This is a genomic window from Arthrobacter wenxiniae, assembly GCF_013376105.1.
GTDB classification, from domain to species: domain Bacteria; phylum Actinomycetota; class Actinomycetes; order Actinomycetales; family Micrococcaceae; genus Specibacter; species Specibacter wenxiniae.
Genome location: NZ_JAAMFM010000036.1, coordinates 25,771 through 42,618 on the forward strand (window position 1 = coordinate 25,771; position 16,848 = coordinate 42,618).

At 69.0% G+C, this 16,848-nt stretch carries 14 protein-coding genes; 12 read left to right on the forward strand and 2 right to left on the reverse strand.

Translation table 11 applies throughout. The annotated features are described in order from the left end of the window. Positions 1-45: 45 nt before the first annotated feature. The 3 genes from G6034_RS17345 to G6034_RS17355 all read left to right on the forward strand — a co-directional run bounded on the left by G6034_RS17345 (position 46) and on the right by G6034_RS17355 (position 2,569). Complete coding sequence (locus G6034_RS17345) at positions 46-1,140, forward strand: ABC transporter substrate-binding protein (protein ID WP_176636358.1); 1,095 nt, start codon at positions 46-48, stop codon at positions 1,138-1,140. A 149-nt stretch (positions 1,141-1,289) separates the two neighbouring features. Then, on the forward strand, positions 1,290-1,856 hold the full coding sequence (gene pyrE / locus G6034_RS17350) for an orotate phosphoribosyltransferase (protein WP_425485542.1): 567 nt from the start codon (positions 1,290-1,292) through the stop codon (positions 1,854-1,856). Between the two features lie 86 nt (positions 1,857-1,942). After that, positions 1,943-2,569: a thymidine kinase gene (locus G6034_RS17355; protein ID WP_176636360.1), complete on the forward strand. Its 627-nt coding sequence runs from the start codon at positions 1,943-1,945 to the stop codon at positions 2,567-2,569. 14 nt (positions 2,570-2,583) lie between these two features. Here G6034_RS17355 and G6034_RS17360 read toward each other — a convergent pair whose 3' ends face one another. Further along, a complete protein-coding gene (locus G6034_RS17360) occupies positions 2,584-3,378 on the reverse strand; it encodes an HAD-IIA family hydrolase (RefSeq protein WP_176636361.1) in 795 nt (264 codons plus the stop codon). Between the two features lie 144 nt (positions 3,379-3,522). Between G6034_RS17360 and G6034_RS17365 the strand changes: the two genes are divergently transcribed. The 4 genes from G6034_RS17365 (at position 3,523) to G6034_RS17380 (ending at position 7,954) form a co-directional block, all read left to right on the forward strand. Continuing rightward, positions 3,523-4,188, forward strand: coding sequence for a TrmH family RNA methyltransferase (locus G6034_RS17365; RefSeq protein ID WP_176636373.1), 666 nt, complete (start codon positions 3,523-3,525; stop codon positions 4,186-4,188). Positions 4,189-4,295: 107 nt separating this feature from the next. Beyond that, on the forward strand, positions 4,296-6,323 hold the full coding sequence (locus G6034_RS17370; protein WP_246296213.1) for a S53 family peptidase: 2,028 nt from the start codon (positions 4,296-4,298) through the stop codon (positions 6,321-6,323). Positions 6,324-6,506: 183 nt separating this feature from the next. Continuing rightward, entirely contained in the window at positions 6,507-7,529 is a 1,023-nt protein-coding gene (fbaA, locus tag G6034_RS17375; protein WP_176636362.1) for a class II fructose-bisphosphate aldolase, read from the forward strand. Then, a complete protein-coding gene (locus G6034_RS17380; RefSeq protein WP_176636363.1) occupies positions 7,529-7,954 on the forward strand; it encodes a DUF3151 family protein in 426 nt (141 codons plus the stop codon). The genes fbaA and G6034_RS17380 overlap by 1 nt, the downstream gene beginning before the upstream one ends. Positions 7,955-8,056: 102 nt before the next feature. Here G6034_RS17380 and G6034_RS19965 read toward each other — a convergent pair whose 3' ends face one another. Next, the gene (locus G6034_RS19965; protein WP_176636364.1) at positions 8,057-8,809 is read right to left on the reverse strand and encodes a DUF2249 domain-containing protein; all 753 of its coding nucleotides are present in this window, start codon (positions 8,807-8,809) and stop codon (positions 8,057-8,059) included. Between the two features lie 65 nt (positions 8,810-8,874). Between G6034_RS19965 and G6034_RS17390 the strand changes: the two genes are divergently transcribed. The 5 genes from G6034_RS17390 (at position 8,875) to G6034_RS17410 (ending at position 16,821) form a co-directional block, all read left to right on the forward strand. Further along, on the forward strand, positions 8,875-9,648 hold the full coding sequence (locus G6034_RS17390; RefSeq protein WP_176636365.1) for a helix-turn-helix domain-containing protein: 774 nt from the start codon (positions 8,875-8,877) through the stop codon (positions 9,646-9,648). Then, entirely contained in the window at positions 9,645-10,826 is a 1,182-nt protein-coding gene (locus G6034_RS17395) for a hypothetical protein (RefSeq protein ID WP_343038142.1), read from the forward strand. Before G6034_RS17390 ends, G6034_RS17395 begins: the two co-directional genes overlap by 4 nt. Then, positions 10,823-13,534: a multicopper oxidase domain-containing protein gene (locus tag G6034_RS17400; RefSeq protein ID WP_343038143.1), complete on the forward strand. Its 2,712-nt coding sequence runs from the start codon at positions 10,823-10,825 to the stop codon at positions 13,532-13,534. The genes G6034_RS17395 and G6034_RS17400 overlap by 4 nt, the downstream gene beginning before the upstream one ends. A gap of 328 nt (positions 13,535-13,862) precedes the next feature. Further along, positions 13,863-15,140 (forward strand): FAD-dependent monooxygenase, encoded by a 1,278-nt coding sequence (locus G6034_RS17405; protein ID WP_176636366.1) that lies wholly within the window; start codon positions 13,863-13,865, stop codon positions 15,138-15,140. A gap of 391 nt (positions 15,141-15,531) precedes the next feature. Continuing rightward, positions 15,532-16,821, forward strand: coding sequence for an adenylosuccinate synthase (locus G6034_RS17410; RefSeq protein ID WP_176636367.1), 1,290 nt, complete (start codon positions 15,532-15,534; stop codon positions 16,819-16,821). Positions 16,822-16,848: the final 27 nt, after the last annotated feature.

The following is a 16,848-nucleotide window of genomic DNA, read 5'->3' on the forward strand; positions in this document are numbered from 1 at the left end:
TAGACAAAAGCCCGGAACGCCGGGTCAAACAAAAGGAAAATGAACATGATCAAGCACAAGATCTACGCTGTCGCAGCGACTGGAGCACTGGCGCTCAGCCTCGCGGCCTGCGGCGGCGGCGGAGCGGGCAGCAGCAACGGGGCCAACGCCGGCTCCGCCTCCCTCCCCACAGTCAAGATGATGGTGGGCGGCATCGACAAGCAGATATACCTGCCCTACGAACTCGCCCAGCAGCTGGGCTTCTATAAGAAGTACGGCGTGAACATGCAGCTCTCCACCGAACAGCAGGGCGGCGTCGGCGCCGAGGACGCCATGGCGTCGGGTCAGGTCGACATGGCCGGCGCCTGGTACGTCCACACCGTGGACTTCCAGTCCAAGGGCAAGGACGTCATCAACCTCGTCCAGCTCTCCGGTGCACCGGGGGAGCGCATCATGTGCGGCACTGACAGCGGGGTCCATTCGCCCGCCGACTTCAAGGGCAAGACCATGGGCGTCACCGACCTTGGCTCCGGCACCGACGAGCTGACCCAGTTCGTCGCCTCGACGGCCGGCCTGACGAAGAAGGACTACCACACCCTCGCCGTCGGCGCCGGGGCCACGGCCATCGCCGCCATCCAGCGCAAGTCCGCGGACTGCGTCATGACCACCCAGCCCACCGTCGGCGCGCTGACGAGCAAGAAGCTTGCCTACACCGCTGTTGACCTGGCGACCGCCGACGGCGCCACGAAGACACTCGGTGGCGACTGGCCGGCTGCCGGCGTCCTGGCCAACGCCAGCTGGGTCAAGTCCCACGAGGACGCTGCCCAGAAGGTGGTGGACGCGCTGGTCGCGACAATGCACTGGATCAACACGCACACCGCAACGGACATCGCCAACAAGCTGCCGTCGTCGTACGTGGAGAACAGCACCATCAGCAAGGACCAGTACATCGCCGGCCTGACCACCGACAAGGGACAGTTCCTTCCTGACGGCATCATGCCTGCCGGCGGCCCGAAGGTCATCTTCGCCATGGAGAAGGGCAATGGCGTGGACACCTCGAAGGTCACCATCGCCGGCACGTTCACCAACAAGTACGCGTTGGCGGCGAACAAGCTGGAGGGCTTCACCACCACCACGACGCCCGCAGGCGCCGACGGCTAGGCCCGCCTCCGCACAATCGAGTCCCCTTCTGCGCACCACTCCCACGGGGTGGTGCGCAGAACCGCGTCATGCGCAAGGCCCGTCGCCGGCCGTGCGTACAACAGGACACCTGCCGGGCTCGGCCGGGCGGACCACCTAGAATGGAGGCCATGACCCAGACACCTGCCGCCGACCGCGCCCGCCTGCTCGAACTCATCAAGGAACTGGCCGTGGTCCACGGCAGGGTGACCCTCTCCTCCGGCAAGGAGGCCGACTACTACATCGACTTGCGCCGCATCACCCTCCATCACGAGGCCTCCCGCCTGGCCGGCCGCGTCATGCTGGCCATGCTCGACGACGCCGGCATCCAGTTTGAGACGGCCGGCGGCCTGACCATGGGGGCGGACCCCGTCGGCACGGCCCTGATGCATGCCGCGGCCGACGCCGGCCGGGCCGTCGACGCGTTCGTGGTGCGCAAGGCACAAAAGTCCTACGGCATGGGCCGCCAGGTGGAGGGCCCCGGCGTCGACGGGCGCGACGTCGTCGTGCTGGAGGACACCTCGACCACGGGCGGCTCCGCGCTCGCCGCCGTCGAAGGCGTGCGCAAGGCAGGGGGCATCATCAAGGCCGTCGCCGTGATCGTGGACCGCGACACGGGCGCCAAGGAGCGCATCGAGGCCGAAACCGGCGTGCCATACCTGTTCGCGTTTGGCAAGGATGAACTCGGCCTCGACTGACCGGTGGTCGAGCCTGTTCCGGTGGTCGAGCCTGTCGAGACCCGGGCGACGATCCGGCGTGAGCACGAACCCTTGAAAGGACCCTTTTGGCCAAGCTTTACTTCCGCCACGGCCCCATGAACTCCGGCAAGTCGACCGGCCTGCTGCAGGTGGCCTACAACTATGAGGAGCGCGGGCAGCGGGTGCTGCTGGCCAAGCCCGGCGTCGACACCAAGGGTGCCGGGGAGATCGTGTCCCGGCTCGGCATGAACCGCAGCGTGGACTTCCTCATCCAGCCGGACGACGACGCCCGCGGCGTGTTTGCCGCCCACGCCGCCGGCGACGACCCGGATGCCCTGCTGGAACACGTCCAGGTGCCGCCGGTGGCGTGCCTGCTCGTGGACGAGGCGCAGTTCCTGACGCCGGCGCAAATTGATGACCTGTTCCGCATTGCCGTCCTGGACCGCGTCCCGGTCATCGCCTACGGGTTGCGCACGGACTTCCGCACCCGTGCATTCCCCGGCTCCGCCCGGCTGATGGAGATCGCGCACTCCCTGGAGGAGCTCAAGACGATCTGCCGCTGCGGCCGCAAGGCCCTGTTCAACACCCGCCGGGTGGGGGACGCCATAGTGTTCGACGGCGACCAGGTCGCCATCGACGGTGCGGACGTCTGGTACGAATCGCTGTGCGGAAACTGCTACCTGGATGCGTCCGGCGGCAGGCTCCTGTCCTAGGGGACCGCCCCGCGCTAGATCTCCGAGATCAGGTCCGCCACGGAGCCCACCGCCTGGTCGGGGCGGAACGGGAAGGCGTCGATGTCCTCCGGCTGGGTGATGCCGGTGAAAACCAGCACCGTGTGCAGTCCCGCCTCCATGCCTGCGACGATGTCGGTGTCCATGCGGTCGCCGATCATGGCCGTGGTTTCGGAATGAGCCTCAATCCGGTTCATGGCGGAACGGAACATCATGGGGTTCGGCTTGCCCACAATGTACGGCTCCCGGTTCGTGGCCTTCGTGATCAAGGCGGCGATGGCGCCGGTGGCCGGCAGCGGCCCTTCCGCGGACGGGCCCGTGGCATCCGGGTTGGTGGCGATGAAACGCGCGCCCTCTCCAATGAGGCGGATGGCGCGGGTGATCGCCTCAAAGGAATAGGTGCGGGTCTCGCCCAGCACCACGTAGTCGGGGCTTTGGTCGGTGAGGATGAAGCCGGCCTCGTGCAGCGCCGTCGTCAGCCCGGCCTCGCCAATGACAAAGGCACGCCCGTGCGGCATCTGGGCCTTCAGGAACTGGGCAGTGGCCAGGGCCGACGTCCAGAGGTTCTCCTCGGGCACCTCCAGACCGGAGGCGCGCAGCCGGGCGGCGAGGTCGCGCGGGGTGTAGATGGAGTTGTTTGTCAGTACCAAAAAGCGTTTGGACGTGTCCACCCAGCGCTGGATCAGCTCCGCGGCGCCGGGCACGGCCTGGTTCTCATGGACCAGCACACCGTCCATGTCGGTTAGCCAGCATTCAATGTCGGCAGGCTTGCGGTTGGTCAGCTTGGTCATGGTGCCTCCTGGTGCCGGACGGTTTCCTTGGGTCCCAGTCTGGCAGACGGAACACCGGGGACGCGGGTGAACGTGATGAATTCGTCAAGGTGGGCGAACGGCTAAAATTGGACGGTGACCACTCCCGCCGACACCGCCGCCGCAATGACCCCGGATTCCCCCGAGACCCACCCGGCCGCCGGGCACCCCGAGCTCCACCACGAGGTGGGCGTCGGACCCTGGGAGGGTGAACTGCCCGACGGCGACCACTGGGACGCGGAACTGCTGGCCGACGGGGACCGGCGCAACGTCCTGGACCGGTACCGCTATTGGACGATGGAGGCGATCATCGCCGAGCTGGACACGCGCCGCCACGACTTCCACATCGCCATTGAAAACTGGCAGCATGACATGAACATCGGCACCGTGGTGCGCACCGCCAACGCGTTCCTGGCCAAGGAAGTGCACATCATCGGGCGCCGCCGGTGGAACAAGCGCGGGGCCATGGTCACCGACCGCTACCAGCACGTCCGCCACCACCCCACCGTGGCGGACTTTGTCGGCTGGGCCAACGGGGAGGGGCTGGCGATCATCGGCGTCGACATCTTCCCCGACTCCGAAAAGCTGGAAACCTACGAGCTGCCGCGCAACTGCGTGCTGGTTTTTGGCCAGGAAGGCCCGGGGCTCAGCGAGGAAGTGCACGCCGCCGCGCAGGCCACGCTGTCCATTGAACAGTTTGGCTCCACCCGCTCCATCAATGCCGCCTCGGCGGCCGGCATCGCCATGCATGCCTGGATCCGGCGCCACGTTTTTGACCAGGCCGTGCGCTAAAAAATCATTCAGTGATTCCCCCCCAGGCCCTAGTCAGCAAAAACTTTGCGGGTTTAGGCTCGGGCTTGTGCGGACGCAGAGGGCGCCCGCCCTGTGAAGGGTCTCTGATGAGAACATCATTCAAGCCGCGAAAATTAGTCACCAAAATGCTGGCCGTTGGCGCCGCCACGGCCTGCGCCGTTGCCCTTGGAGCCACGGGGGCCAGCGCCGCCCCCGTGTCGCCGGACACCCCGTACCCCGGCTCCATCCCCAGCTGGGCCCAGCCGTCAAACGACCAGGGGGCCGCCGCCGCGGACACGTCGGTTGAAGGCGAACTGTTCCTGTCCCTGCGCAACCAGGACGGCGCGAAGGCACTGGCCGAGGCCGTTTCCAACCCGCGCAGCGGAAAGTACCAAAAGTGGCTGGACGCGGCGCAGTGGATCGCCCGGTTCTCCCCGACCAAGGACGACTACGCCAACACGGTCAGCTTCCTGGAGTCCAAGGGGCTGACCATCACGGGCACGCCCGACAGCAGGCAGTACGTGGTGTTCCGCGGAACCGCCGCGCAGGTGAACTCCGCCTTTGGCGCACAGCTCCACAAGTACGACTTCAAGGGCACCACCCTGATCGGTCCGTCGCAGGCGCCCACGCTGCCAAAGGCCGTCGCCGCCCACGTCGTGGGCGTCACGGTTGACCAGGGCGCGGCCAGGCACCCGAACTACGCCACCCCGGATTCAGGGCAAAGCGATTCAGGACAAGGCGGTTCCGGGCAGGGTGCGGCGCCGCGCTCGCGCAGCGCCGCACCGGCCACGCCGTCGGCGGCCTGTTCGAACTACTTCGGCCAGAACGCGGACACCGTGCCGCCGGCCTATGGCAGGACCAGCTTCCCGACGTACATCTGCGGCTACACGCCGGGCCAGATCGAGTCGGCCTACGGCAAGGACGCGCTTGTGAAAGCCGTGCCGGGCAACCGCGGCAAGCACGGGCAGGCCCCGGACGGGAAGGGCCAGACCGTCGCGATCATTGACGCGTACGCTTCCCCGACCATTCTCGCCGACGCCAACGCCTATTCCGCCAGGTACGGACTCCCGCCCGTGGACTACCGGCAGATCGTCCCGTCGCCGGGCGAGTTCAAGGATGGGGCCCTGTGCGGCTTCCCCAGCGGCTGGCAGCCGGAGCAGTCCCTCGACGTCGACGCCGTGCACGGCACGGCGCCAGGGGCCAAGATCCTGTACGTCGGCGGCTATAACTGCAACGCCGGGATCGACATCGCGCTCTCGAAGATCCTTGACGGAAAGCTGGCCAACATTGTCAGCAACAGCTACGGCAACCAGGGCGAGGCGGTGTCCGCCAACTACCTGTTCGGCCAGGTCAACCTGGAACTGCAGGCCGCAGGTGAAGGCATCGGACTGTACTACTCCAGCGGCGACAGCGGCAACGAGGCGGCCAGCCTGGGGTACGCGTCCCCTGACTTCCCCGCGAGCTCGCCGTGGGTCACCGCCGTGGGCGGCACCAGCCTGGCGGTCGCCCAGGACGGTTCCTACCAGTTTGAAACCGGCTGGGGCGACACTAGGGACCAGATCGTCAACGGTGCCTACAACGACCCGCTGCCCGGACCGTTCCGGTTTGGCGCCGGCGGCGGCGTGAGCGCCGCCTTCGCCCAGCCGGACTACCAGAAGGGCGTGGTGCCCAACACGCTGGCTCAGGGCAAGCGTGTCTCGCCGGATGTTGCCTCGGATGCGGATCCTTACACCGGCTATGTGGTGGGAATCAGCCCCATCACGGACAACACCACGCTGGCCACGGGCCCGTTCGCGATCTTCACCTATGGCGGCACATCGCTGGCCTGCCCGCTGACGGCCGGCCAGATGGCCGTCGCCCAGCAGGTCTCCGGCGAGGTCATCGGCTTCGCCAACCCGGCCATCTACGCCACCAGCCGCCGGTCGGGGACGGTGCAGGACGTGGTCCCGCCGCCAACGCAGGAGGCGCTGGCGTTTACCAGCCCCAGCACGGGGAGCAAGTACCTCGTCTCGCTGGACCTCGACACCTCGCTGCAGACGGCGAGGGGGTACGACGACGTCACCGGCCTCGGGAGCATGAACTACCAGTTTGCGCTGGCCGTCGCCCGGCAGGGGGACCACGGCCGGCCCTTCTAGCCGCCTTGGAAAGCACGACGGCGGCCCCGGCACCAAGGTGCGGGGGCCGCCGTCGTGCGGTCCGCCGGCCGGACACCGCTTCATCTTCTTCGACACCGTGGTGCCAATCGCTAGGATGAAGGTAGCCATGCGGGAGGTGCCTGAAATGCGCCTCTTTGAACCGTTCAGCCCAAGGAGCCTTTCATGCCCATTGCATCACCGGAGAAGTATGCCGAAATGATTGACCGCGCGAAGGCCGGCGGGTTCGCCTACCCGGCGGTCAACGTGACGTCCTCCCAGACGCTCAACGCCACCCTGCAGGGCTTCGCCGATGCCGGCACCGACGGGATCATCCAGGTGTCCACCGGCGGCGCGGCCTACTGGTCCGGCGCCGGCGTGAAGGACATGGTGGCCGGCTCGCTCGGCTTCGCCGCGTTCGCCCGCGAGGTGGCCAAAAACTACCCCGTGAACGTGGCCCTGCACACCGACCACTGCCCCAAGGACAAGCTGGACGGCTTTGTGCTTCCCCTCCTGGCCGCCTCCGAGGCGGAGGTTGCCGCCGGGCGCGATCCGATCTTCAACTCCCACATGTGGGACGGCTCCGCCGAGACCCTTCAGGAGAACCTGCGGATCGGCCGCGAGCTGCTGGCCCGCACCTCTGCGGCCCACATCATCCTCGAGGTGGAGATCGGCGCCGTGGGCGGGGAGGAGGACGGGGTGGAGAATGCCATCAACGACAAGCTGTACTCCACCGTCGCCGACGGCCTGGCCACGGTCGAGGCCCTGGGCGCCGGCGAGCACGGCCGGTACATCACGGCCCTGACGTTCGGCAATGTGCACGGCGTGTACAAGCCGGGCAACGTCAAGCTGCGCCCGGAGATCCTCAAGGACATCCAGGCGCAGGTCGGTGCGAAGCTGGGCAAGGCCAACCCGTTTGACCTGGTCTTCCATGGCGGCTCGGGCTCCTCCGCGCAGGAAATCGCCGACGCGGTCTCCTACGGGGTCATCAAGATGAACATCGACACCGACACCCAGTATGCGTACACCCGCCCGGTGGCCGGGCACATGTTCTCCAACTACGACGGCGTGCTGAAGGTGGACGGGGACGTGGGCAACAAGAAGGCCTACGATCCGCGCGTCTGGGGGGCCGCGGCCGAGAAGGGCCTGGCCGCCCGCGTGGTGGAAGCCGCGCAGCAGCTCGGCTCCGCCGGCAAGACCTTCGCGTAGTGGGCGACGAATTCCGCCGGAACCTCCTGGGCCCCGAGCCCACGCTGCTCCCGGCCGAAGACGACCTTCAGGCGCGCCTCGCGGCGGGGGACGAGGCCGTGGACCTGGCGGCGAAGCACCCGACGTCGTCGCTGCTGTGGGCCATCCTGGCCGACGAGGCGTATGCGGAGGGCCGGACCATCGAGTCCTATGCGTATGCCCGGACCGGCTACCACCGCGGGCTGGACTCGCTGCGCCGCAACGGCTGGAAGGGAACCGGCCCTGTGCCATGGGCGCATGAAGGCAACCGCGGCTTCCTGCGCGCGCTGTACGCGCTGGGCCGGGCGGCGGGTGCCATTGGCGAAGCCGACGAGGCCGCGCGGATTGCGACGTTCCTGAACGACTCCGACCCGGCCGCGCACGCCGCGATCGAAGCCGCACTTTAGCCCCCGCACGAAAAATGCCGCCGCTCCCGCTTTTTGCCACCGCTGTACCGGCGGCAATTTGCGGCAGCGGCGGCGTTTTTGCTGGCGGCGGCTGGCTGGGGATCAGTTGCGGACCATGCTCAGCTTCCAGGTGTCCGGGCCGTTCTCGACGTAGTCGACCGCGAACTTGCCGGCGGAGCGCTGCTCCAGCTGGGCGAGCAGCGGCAGCGGGTTGTGGTTGGCGATGAGCAGGATGCCCTTGCCGGAGGAAAGCCCCTCGAGGGCGCCAAAGATGGTCGCGTGGCGGATGGCATGCGGGATGACGCGCGTGTCCAGCTCGGCGAGGCCGGGCTCGTCGTGCCCGCCACAGGCGCAGCCGCCAGTGGCGGGGGCGGCCTCAGCGGGCGCCCCCGCCACACGGTCCGGAAGGATGCCGGTCAGCGTGAGCGACGGGTTTTGGGCGAGGGCAGGCAGCATCAATTCGGTGGCGTGCTCCAGGAACGCGGCCCCGGCTTCCTGCAGCCGCGCGCCTGCGTGCACCACCTGCACCGGCGCTTCCTGACCCTCCAGGTTCTTGGCGGCCTCGGCCAGCCGCGCCGTGTGGCTTGCGGCCAGCTGGGCCACTGCGGCGTCCTTGCCGGCAGCGCCGGCGAAGGCACGGGCAAAGGCGGAGGCCAGCGGCTGCAGCTCCTGCTCGGCGAACTCCACCAGCTTCGACTGGTCCTCCCCGGCCAGTTCGCCGCTGGCAGCCGTTGCCGCCGAGAGCAGGTTCCGGCCCAGCGTTGCCAGCGTTCCGCCCGCCTCGGCCAGGCGGTTTTTGGCGTCTTCCAGCGCGGCGGCCTCGACGGAGGAGGAGGCAAGGACCAGATTGTTCACGGCGACTTTCCTTTACTTGTTGGATCGAATGGAGATTGTGAGTTTATATTACTACAATAAATTCCGTGGAAAACAATATTTCGGGACTACCGCTGCGCGGGCCCAGGCCGGGCGGCACGGAGCCCGTCGCCCCGATGTCCAAGGCGCGCGCAGCGGTTCTTGAGCGCCTTCGGTCCTCGGCCGCACCGCTCACGGTGGAGTCCCTGGCGGCAGAAACCGGGCAGCACCCCAACACGGTCCGCGAACACCTGGACGCCCTGGTGGCGTCCGGCCTGGCCGGACGGACAACGGCGCCCCGCTCCGGGCGCGGCCGTCCCGCCTCCCTTTATGTCCCGGAAGCGCCCGAGTCCCGGACGGCCGGCTACGCGGCCCTGGCCGCCGCGCTGGCCCGCCACATTGCCGCGACCAGCGACGACCCCGCGGCCGCCGGCGACCTCGCCGGCCGGCAGTGGGCCCGCGTCCTGGCCGGTTTGGAGGCCGGCGCGGACCATTCCCCCGCGGAGCCGCTGCGCCACGGCATAAAGACTCATTCCGATCCGGCCCCACGCGGGTTGCCCGGTGCGGCACGCCGGCGCCAGACGCGGCTCAACGTCGCAGCCTCGCTGCGGGATGCCGGCTTCGGAATCCAGGGCAATGCCGACGCCACCGACTTCACGCTGACCACGTGCCCCATCGTGGCCGCCGCCCGCGAAAATACGGACGTGGTCTGCGCCGTTCACCTGGGCCTGGTCAAGGGCCTGCTCGAGGGAAGCGGCGTCCCGGAGGACGGCGTCGTGCTGGTGCCGTTTGCGGCGCCGGGAATGTGCACGCTCCACCTGCCGTCGGCTGCGGCCACGTGACCGCCCCGCGGCAGGACGCCCCGCGGCCGGGCGCCGCGAGGCCGGTGCCCCGGCCAGGGCAATCGAAGCCTGCCCGGGAACGGCGGATCCGGGCGTTCCTGCGCAAACCCGGCTTCCGGATGCTGTTCCTGCTTCCCGCCGGCGCCGCCCTGCTGGTCGGCCTGAACGCGGGGCTGCAGCTGCTCGGCGCCGACGCCCCCGTCAAGCTGGACCGGTTCCCGGAGATCCACGGCATGCTGCTCGTCCTGAGTTTCGTGGGCACCGTGATCGCGCTGGAACGCACAGTGGCCTTGGGGAAGGTGGCCGGATACCTTTCCCCGGCGCTCCTGGGCGTCGCCGGCCTGTTCATGATCTCCCCGCTGCCCCTGCTGGTCGGCAAGCTGGTGCTCCTCGCCGGCACCATCGCCATGCTGCTGGTCTACGTCCCCCTGTGGCGGCGCCAGCGGGACAACGTGGTGTTGATCCAGGTTCTCGGCGGCGTGACGGCCGTCGGGGCGGCGGCCCTGTGGCTGCGCGTGCCCAGCATTGCCGTCCTGCTCCCGTTCCTCATCAGCTTTGTGGTCCTGACCATTGCCGGCGAACGGCTGGAGCTGGCCAGGATCGGCATCACCAGCCCACGCGCCGAGCCCATCCTGACCTCGTTGGCCTTCGCGATGACCATGGCCACCGTCGCCACGTTGCTCTGGCCCGCCGCGGGCTACCCGCTCTTTGGGCTGTCGCTGCTGGCCATGGTGGCGTGGCTGGTGGTTTTCGACGCCGCCCGCAAGACCATCCGGGGCACGGGCCTGCCGCGCTACATCGCCGCGTGCCTGCTGGCGGGCTACGGCTGGCTGGCGATTGCCGGCGTCGTACTGGCGCTGCATGACACCACACTGACCGGCGCCGCCTACGACGCCGTGCTGCATGCCGTGTTCCTGGGCTTCACCATTTCCATGATCATGGCCCACGCCCCCGTGATCCTGCCCGCCGTGCTGCGCAAGCCGTTGCCCTACACCGAACTGTTCTGGGTCCCGGCCGTGCTCCTGCACGCATCGCTGCTGCTGCGCCTGGGCCTGGGCGACGCCGCCGGAATCCAGGGCGCGTGGGTCGCCGGCGGCGTGCTGAATGTCATTTCCATCCTGCTCTTTGCCGTCATGGCGTTCTGGCAGGCCACCCATCCACCGAAAGCCACCGCGTGAACATCAACCTGACCCCGCCCGGGAAGCCCGCATCCCCGCAAGGTCCCGGCGGGATGAACCGGGCCGCCTGGCATCTGCGCGCGAACGCCCCCGCCGTGGCGTGGCTGGTGGCGCTGGTGGTGGTGGTCCTCATCCACCGCAACGTGCCGGACTCGGGCTGGCTCATGGTGCACCTGCTGTTCCTGGGCGCCATCACCAACTCCATCCTCGTGTGGAGCTGGCACTTTGCCCAGGCGCTGCTGCGCGGCCCCACCCCGCGCTCCCGCGGCATGGCATGGCGGCTGGCGCTGCTCAACGTGGCCGTGCTGGCCGTGGTGGTGTCCATGATGGCCGACATCTGGCCGCTGACACTGCTGGGCAGCATCCTGGTCGGAGCCGTGGTGGCGGCGCACGCCGTGGTGCTGGGACTGCGCGCCCGCAAGGCCCTGCCCTCGCGCTTTGGCGCCACTGTCTGGTACTACGTTGCCGCCTGCCTGCTGCTGCCCGTGGGCGCCGGCGTGGGTGCAACGCTTGCCTCCGGGCTGACCGGTGAGACGCACGCGAGGCTGCTGCTGGTCCACCTGACCGTGAACGTGCTGGGCTTTGTCGGCCTGACGGTCCTTGGCACATTGATGACGCTGCTGCCCACCATGCTGCGCACCCGCGTGGCCGACGGCGCCGATTCCACGGCCCGCCACGGCATCTATCCGCTGCTGGCCGGGGTGGTCCTGACCGCCGCCGGGGCAGCCGCGGGCGTCACGTTCCTGTGCACGGTGGGGCTGCTCGTGTATCTGGGCGGCGTGGTTCATATATGCATCCCGCTGGCGAAGGCCGTGCGCGGCAAGCCGCCGGTCAGCTTTGCACCCCTGTCCGCCATCGCGGCGCTGGCGTGGCTGGCGGTCTCCCTGGTCTGGCTGGCCGGCCTGACGGCGGGTTCCGGGTCCTGGGAAAGCCTGCCCGGCGGCATCGGGTCCGTGGCGCCCGTGCTGGCGGCCGGCTTTGCCGCCCAGGTGCTCGGGGGCGCGCTCAGCTACCTGGTGCCCGTGGTCATGGGCGGCGGACCGGCCCGGGTCAGGCAGCGCACCGCCATCCTGGACAAGGCCGCCGTCTTCCGCGTGGTCCTGACAAACCTGGCGCTGGTGGCATCCCTGCTGCCCGTGCCCAGCCTGGTCCGCGTGGGCACCACCTTCCTGGTCCTGGCGGGGCTGGCCTGGTTCCTGCCGCTGCTTGGCATGGCCGTGCTGGCGAAGCCGCCGGAAGGTTCGACGCCGGGCGCCCGGCCCGCTGCCCCGGCCGGCGGCTCCGCCGAGGGTTCCCTCCCGCGCGGGCCTGGCGGGGACGTCCCCGCCTGGAACCCGGCCCCGGGGAGAAGGTGGGGGATGGCGGCAACGGGACTGGCCGCCGTCGTACTGGTGGTGGTGGCGGGAATAGTTGCCGATCCGTCAGCCCTGCCGGGGCTCAGCCAGGCCGGCACGCAGACGGCCGTCCATGCCACGGGGCAGACCACCACTGTGGAGATGACCATGAAGGACATGCGCTTCCACCCCTCCACGGTGGACGTGCCGGCGGGCAACAGGCTTGTCATCCACGTCACGAACGTGGACAGCATGGTGCACGACCTCGTCACGGCCGGCGGTGCGGAGTCTGGGCGGCTGTATCCGGGGGAGAAGTCCACCGTGGATGCGGGCGTGATCGGAGCCGACATGGATGGCTGGTGCAGCATTGTGGGGCACCGGCAGCAGGGAATGGTGTTCAAGATTGTCGCCACGGGGGCGGCGCCAACGGCCAGTGACATGGCGGCCATGCCGGGCATGGACCACGGCACGCCGGCAGCCGCAGGTCCCGGAGCCGCGCCGCGGCTGGATTTCATGAAGCAGCCGGCCGCCGGTTTCACCGCCCACAACGCCGCGATCCCGCCGCTGCCCACCGGCACCGTGCACAACGTCACCCTGAAGGTCGCGGACCAGCTGACGGAGGTGGCACCGGGCGTGAAGCAAACCCTGTGGACCTACAACGGCACGGCCCCCGGGCCCACGCTGCGCGGCAGGATCGGCGACAAGTTCAAGGTCAAGCTCGTCAATGACGCCACGATGGGCCACTCGATCGACTTCCATGCCGGCACGCTGGCCCCCGACGTGCCCATGCGCACCGTCAATCCCGGCGAATCGCTGACCTACACGTTCACCGCCACACGCGCCGGAATTTGGATGTACCACTGCAGCACCATGCCCATGAGCCAGCACATCGCGAACGGCATGTTCGGCGCGGTCATCATCGACCCGCCCAAGCTGCCCCCCGTGGACAAGGAGTACGTCCTTATCCAGTCCGAGCTGTACCTGGGCGCCCAGGGAGGCGTGGCGGACCTGGCCAAAATCCAGGCCGACAAGCCGGACGCCGTGGTGTTCAACGGCTACGCGAACCAGTACGACTTCCGCCCGCTGCCCGCGAAGGTGGGCGAGAAGGTGCGCATCTGGGTGCTCGACGCCGGACCCGACCGGGCAACGTCGTTCCACGTGGTGGGGGGCCAGTTCAGCGCCGTGTGGAGCGAGGGCCGCTACCTGCTGGACGGGTCGGACCCTTCCGCCGGGTCGCAGGCGCTGGCGCTGGCCCCCGCACAGGGCGGCTTCGTGGAGCTGACGTTCCCGCAGGCCGGCAGTTACCCGTTCGTCTCGCACTACATGGTCGATGCCGAACGGGGCGCCCACGGCATGTTCAAGGTGACCGGCTGAGTCCTGGCCCCGGTCCCGACAGGCCCGGCGGTCGCGTGGCGATCCGGGATGACGATTCGGCGAAATGAGGTCGATAAATCGGGATCATTTCGCCGAATCGTCCTCCCGGCGAAGGGTCACGTCAACGGCGCCACCTCGCTGGGCCGGGACTCCGCAGGGCACGCCGAAGCCCTCGCGCTGCCGGGTGCCGCCCTCTTTGACCCGTCGGGAATGAACCGGCCGTTCAGGGACTGGGTGGTGGTACCGTTGGCGTCGGCAGACCACTGGCCGTCATTGGCGGACGCCGCCTTGGCCTTCACGGAAGGCCGACTGTTCAGACCAACGAGGCATGCAAGCCCCGGACAACGAACGTGGGACAGCGATGGATGCGGATGGAACACGGGCCGGCGGGGCCACGGTGGTCATCGCCGGTGCCGGTCCGGTGGGGCTGATGCTCGCCTGCGAACTGGCGGGCGCAGGCGTCGCATCGACAGTCCTCGAGCGTGCCGCTGAGCCCAGCGCCATGCCGAAGGGCAACGGCCTGGTCGGAGAGATCGTGACCGTCCTGGCCCGCCGGGGCCTGCTTCGCGGGCAGGGGGGCCTGCACGCATTTCCCGCGCCCCGCTACTCCTTCGGGGCCCTGCCCCTGCGCCTGAACCCGCTGCGGCCCGACGCGCTGCGAATACTGCCCATTCCGCAGCGGCGGCTCGAGCAGCTGCTCGAGGCACGGGCCCGCGCCGCGGGCGTGGACATCCGCCGCGGGCACGCCGTCACCGGATTCAGGGACGACGGCGAACGCGTGCTCGTGGAGGTTGCCTCCGCCGCAGGCAGTTACACCCTCCACGCCGGATTCCTGGCCGGGTGCGACGGCGCCCACAGCTTCGTGCGGCACCACCTCGGCATCGACTTTCCGGGCACCACGGGCAGCCAGCTGGTGCGGATCGGCCACGTTGCCGTCCCGGCGGGCGCACTCCGCCGGACCAGGAACGCCGTCGAGCTTCCCGGCGGCCCGCGCCTGGCCCTGTTCAAACCGAACCACACGCCAACCGGTTCCTTCACCATCGCACCCCTGGCATCGCTGGACCGCGGCGCGCCGAAGGAGCTCTACATCGTCGCCTCGCAGGAGCCGCTGGGCACCCAGGAACCGGCCGCGCAAATTTCACTGGAGGAGATGGAGGCCAGCATCCTGCGTGTGCTGGGCGCCCGGCTCCCGGTCAGCGGCGGCCAGTGGCTGCGCTCCACGGTCGCCAACAGCCGCCTGGCCGCACGGTACAGGATCGGACGCGTCTTCCTCGCCGGCGACGCCGCCCACGTGTTCTCCGCGGGCGGTTCCTCGCTGAACACGGGAATGCTCGACGCCGTCGACCTCGCCTCCCGGCTGGCCCAGGTGCTGGACGGCAGTGCACCCTTCGAGACGCTGGAGGACTACCACACCGCGCGCCACGAAGCGGGCCAGCTGGCGCTGCGCCAGACCAGGGCGCAGGCCGCGTTGTCCGCGCCCGGTCCCGAGGCCGAGGCCCTCCGGCAGGTCCTCGGCGCCGCCTTTCGCAGCCGCAATCCGCACCGCTACCTGGCCACCCTGCTCATCGGCAAACCGCCCCGAGACCAGCGGGCGCGCCGCCGGTGATGGCTGCTGCGGAAAAACCCGGGCGGCGGATATTTGGTGTGCGGGAGCCTGACGCGGCAGCTACATGAATTGTGCCTGACGCCGGCGGCCCGCACGGCGCAGGTGGACAAGCTGCGCGGCGCCCGCGGGTTGCCCCGCGCAGTTGCTTCGGCGACTTCCGGCGGCAGCCAGGTTCCCGGCGTCGTTCATTCCATGCGTCAACGTGCGGCTGCCGCACCGTTCCGGTAAACTTGGGACGCAAGACCCCCTTTGACCGCCTGCCGGGCTGCGACCATGTTGCAGACGGCCGGCGGTTGCCAAGGGGCATTTTCGTGTCCGGACGGTGTACGGCGGAACGTTCCGCCACCCATGCAGCGGCCGGCTCAACTTTATGAGCAAGGGGGAGGATCCCATGCCAGCAATCGTGATCGTCGGCGCCCAGTGGGGCGACGAGGGCAAGGGCAAGGCCACGGACCTGTTGGGCGGCCTGGTCGACTATGTGGTGAAGCCAAATGGCGGCAACAACGCCGGGCACACCGTGGTCGTGGGCGGTGAGAAGTATGAGCTCAAGCTCCTTCCTGCCGGCATTTTGAGCCCCAACGCCACACCCATCATCGGCAACGGCTGCGTGGTGAACCTGGAGGCCCTGTTCGAGGAGATCGAGGGCCTGCAGGCGCGCGGCGCGGACACGTCCAAGCTGCGAATTTCCGCCAACGCCCACCTCGTGGCCCCCTACCACCAGGTGTTGGACAAGGTGACCGAGCGGTTCCTGGGCAGCCGGGCCATCGGCACCACCGGCCGCGGCATCGGCCCGGCGTACATGGACAAGGTGGCCCGCCTGGGCATCCGCGTCCAGGACGTCTTTGACGAGTCCATCCTGCGCCAAAAGGTGGAGGGCTCGCTGAAGCAGAAGAACGAGCTCCTCGTGAAGGTCTACAACCGCCGGGCCGTTGAGGTCGACGACGTCGTGGAGTACTTCCTGGCCTTCGCCGAGCGCCTGCGCCCCATGGTCATCGACTCCACGTTCGTGCTGAACGAGGCCCTGGACCGCGGCGAAGTGGTGCTCATGGAGGGCGGCCAGGCCACGTTCCTGGACGTGGACCATGGCACCTACCCGTTCGTGACCTCCTCCAACCCGACCGCGGGCGGCGCGTCCGTGGGTTCGGGAATAGGCCCCACGCGCATCACCCGCGCCGTGGGCATCATCAAGGCCTATACCACCCGGGTCGGCGCCGGCCCGTTCCCCACCGAGCTCTTCGACGACATGGGCGTCTACCTGCAGAAGACCGGCGGCGAGTTCGGCGTCAACACCGGGCGCCCGCGCCGCTGCGGCTGGTACGACGCCATCCTGGCCCGCCACGCCTCCCGCGTCAACGGCTTCACCGACTACTTCGTCACCAAGCTGGACGTGCTCACGGGCATCGAACAGATCCCCGTCTGCGTCGCCTACGACGTCGACGGCGTGCGCTTCGACGAAATGCCCATGACGCAGACGGACTTCCACCACGCGAAGCCGATCTTCGAATACTTCCCGGGCTGGACGGAAGACATCACGGGCGCCCGCACCATGGAGGAGCTGCCGCAGAACGCGCGCGACTACGTCCTGGCGCTGGAAAAGATGTCCGGTACCCGGATCTCCGCCATCGGAGTGGGCCCGGACCGCGACCAGACCATCGTGCGCCACGACCTGATTAGCGACTGAGCCCGGGACCCTCGGGCGCGTGGACCC

Excerpts from the sequence above, each read along its gene's own strand:
- G6034_RS17360 (WP_176636361.1), bottom strand. The coding sequence starts at position 3,378 with ATGACCAAGCTGACCAACCGCAAGCCTGCCGACATTGAATGCTGGCTA.
- G6034_RS17345 (WP_176636358.1), top strand. The coding sequence starts at position 46 with ATGATCAAGCACAAGATCTACGCTGTCGCAGCGACTGGAGCACTGGCG.
- pyrE (WP_425485542.1), top strand. The coding sequence starts at position 1,290 with ATGACCCAGACACCTGCCGCCGACCGCGCCCGCCTGCTCGAACTCATC.
- fbaA (WP_176636362.1), top strand. The coding sequence starts at position 6,507 with ATGCCCATTGCATCACCGGAGAAGTATGCCGAAATGATTGACCGCGCG.
- G6034_RS17365 (WP_176636373.1), top strand. The coding sequence starts at position 3,523 with ATGACCCCGGATTCCCCCGAGACCCACCCGGCCGCCGGGCACCCCGAG.
- G6034_RS17405 (WP_176636366.1), top strand. The coding sequence starts at position 13,863 with ATGCAAGCCCCGGACAACGAACGTGGGACAGCGATGGATGCGGATGGA.
- G6034_RS17410 (WP_176636367.1), top strand. The coding sequence starts at position 15,532 with ATGCCAGCAATCGTGATCGTCGGCGCCCAGTGGGGCGACGAGGGCAAG.
- G6034_RS17370 (WP_246296213.1), top strand. The coding sequence starts at position 4,296 with ATGAGAACATCATTCAAGCCGCGAAAATTAGTCACCAAAATGCTGGCC.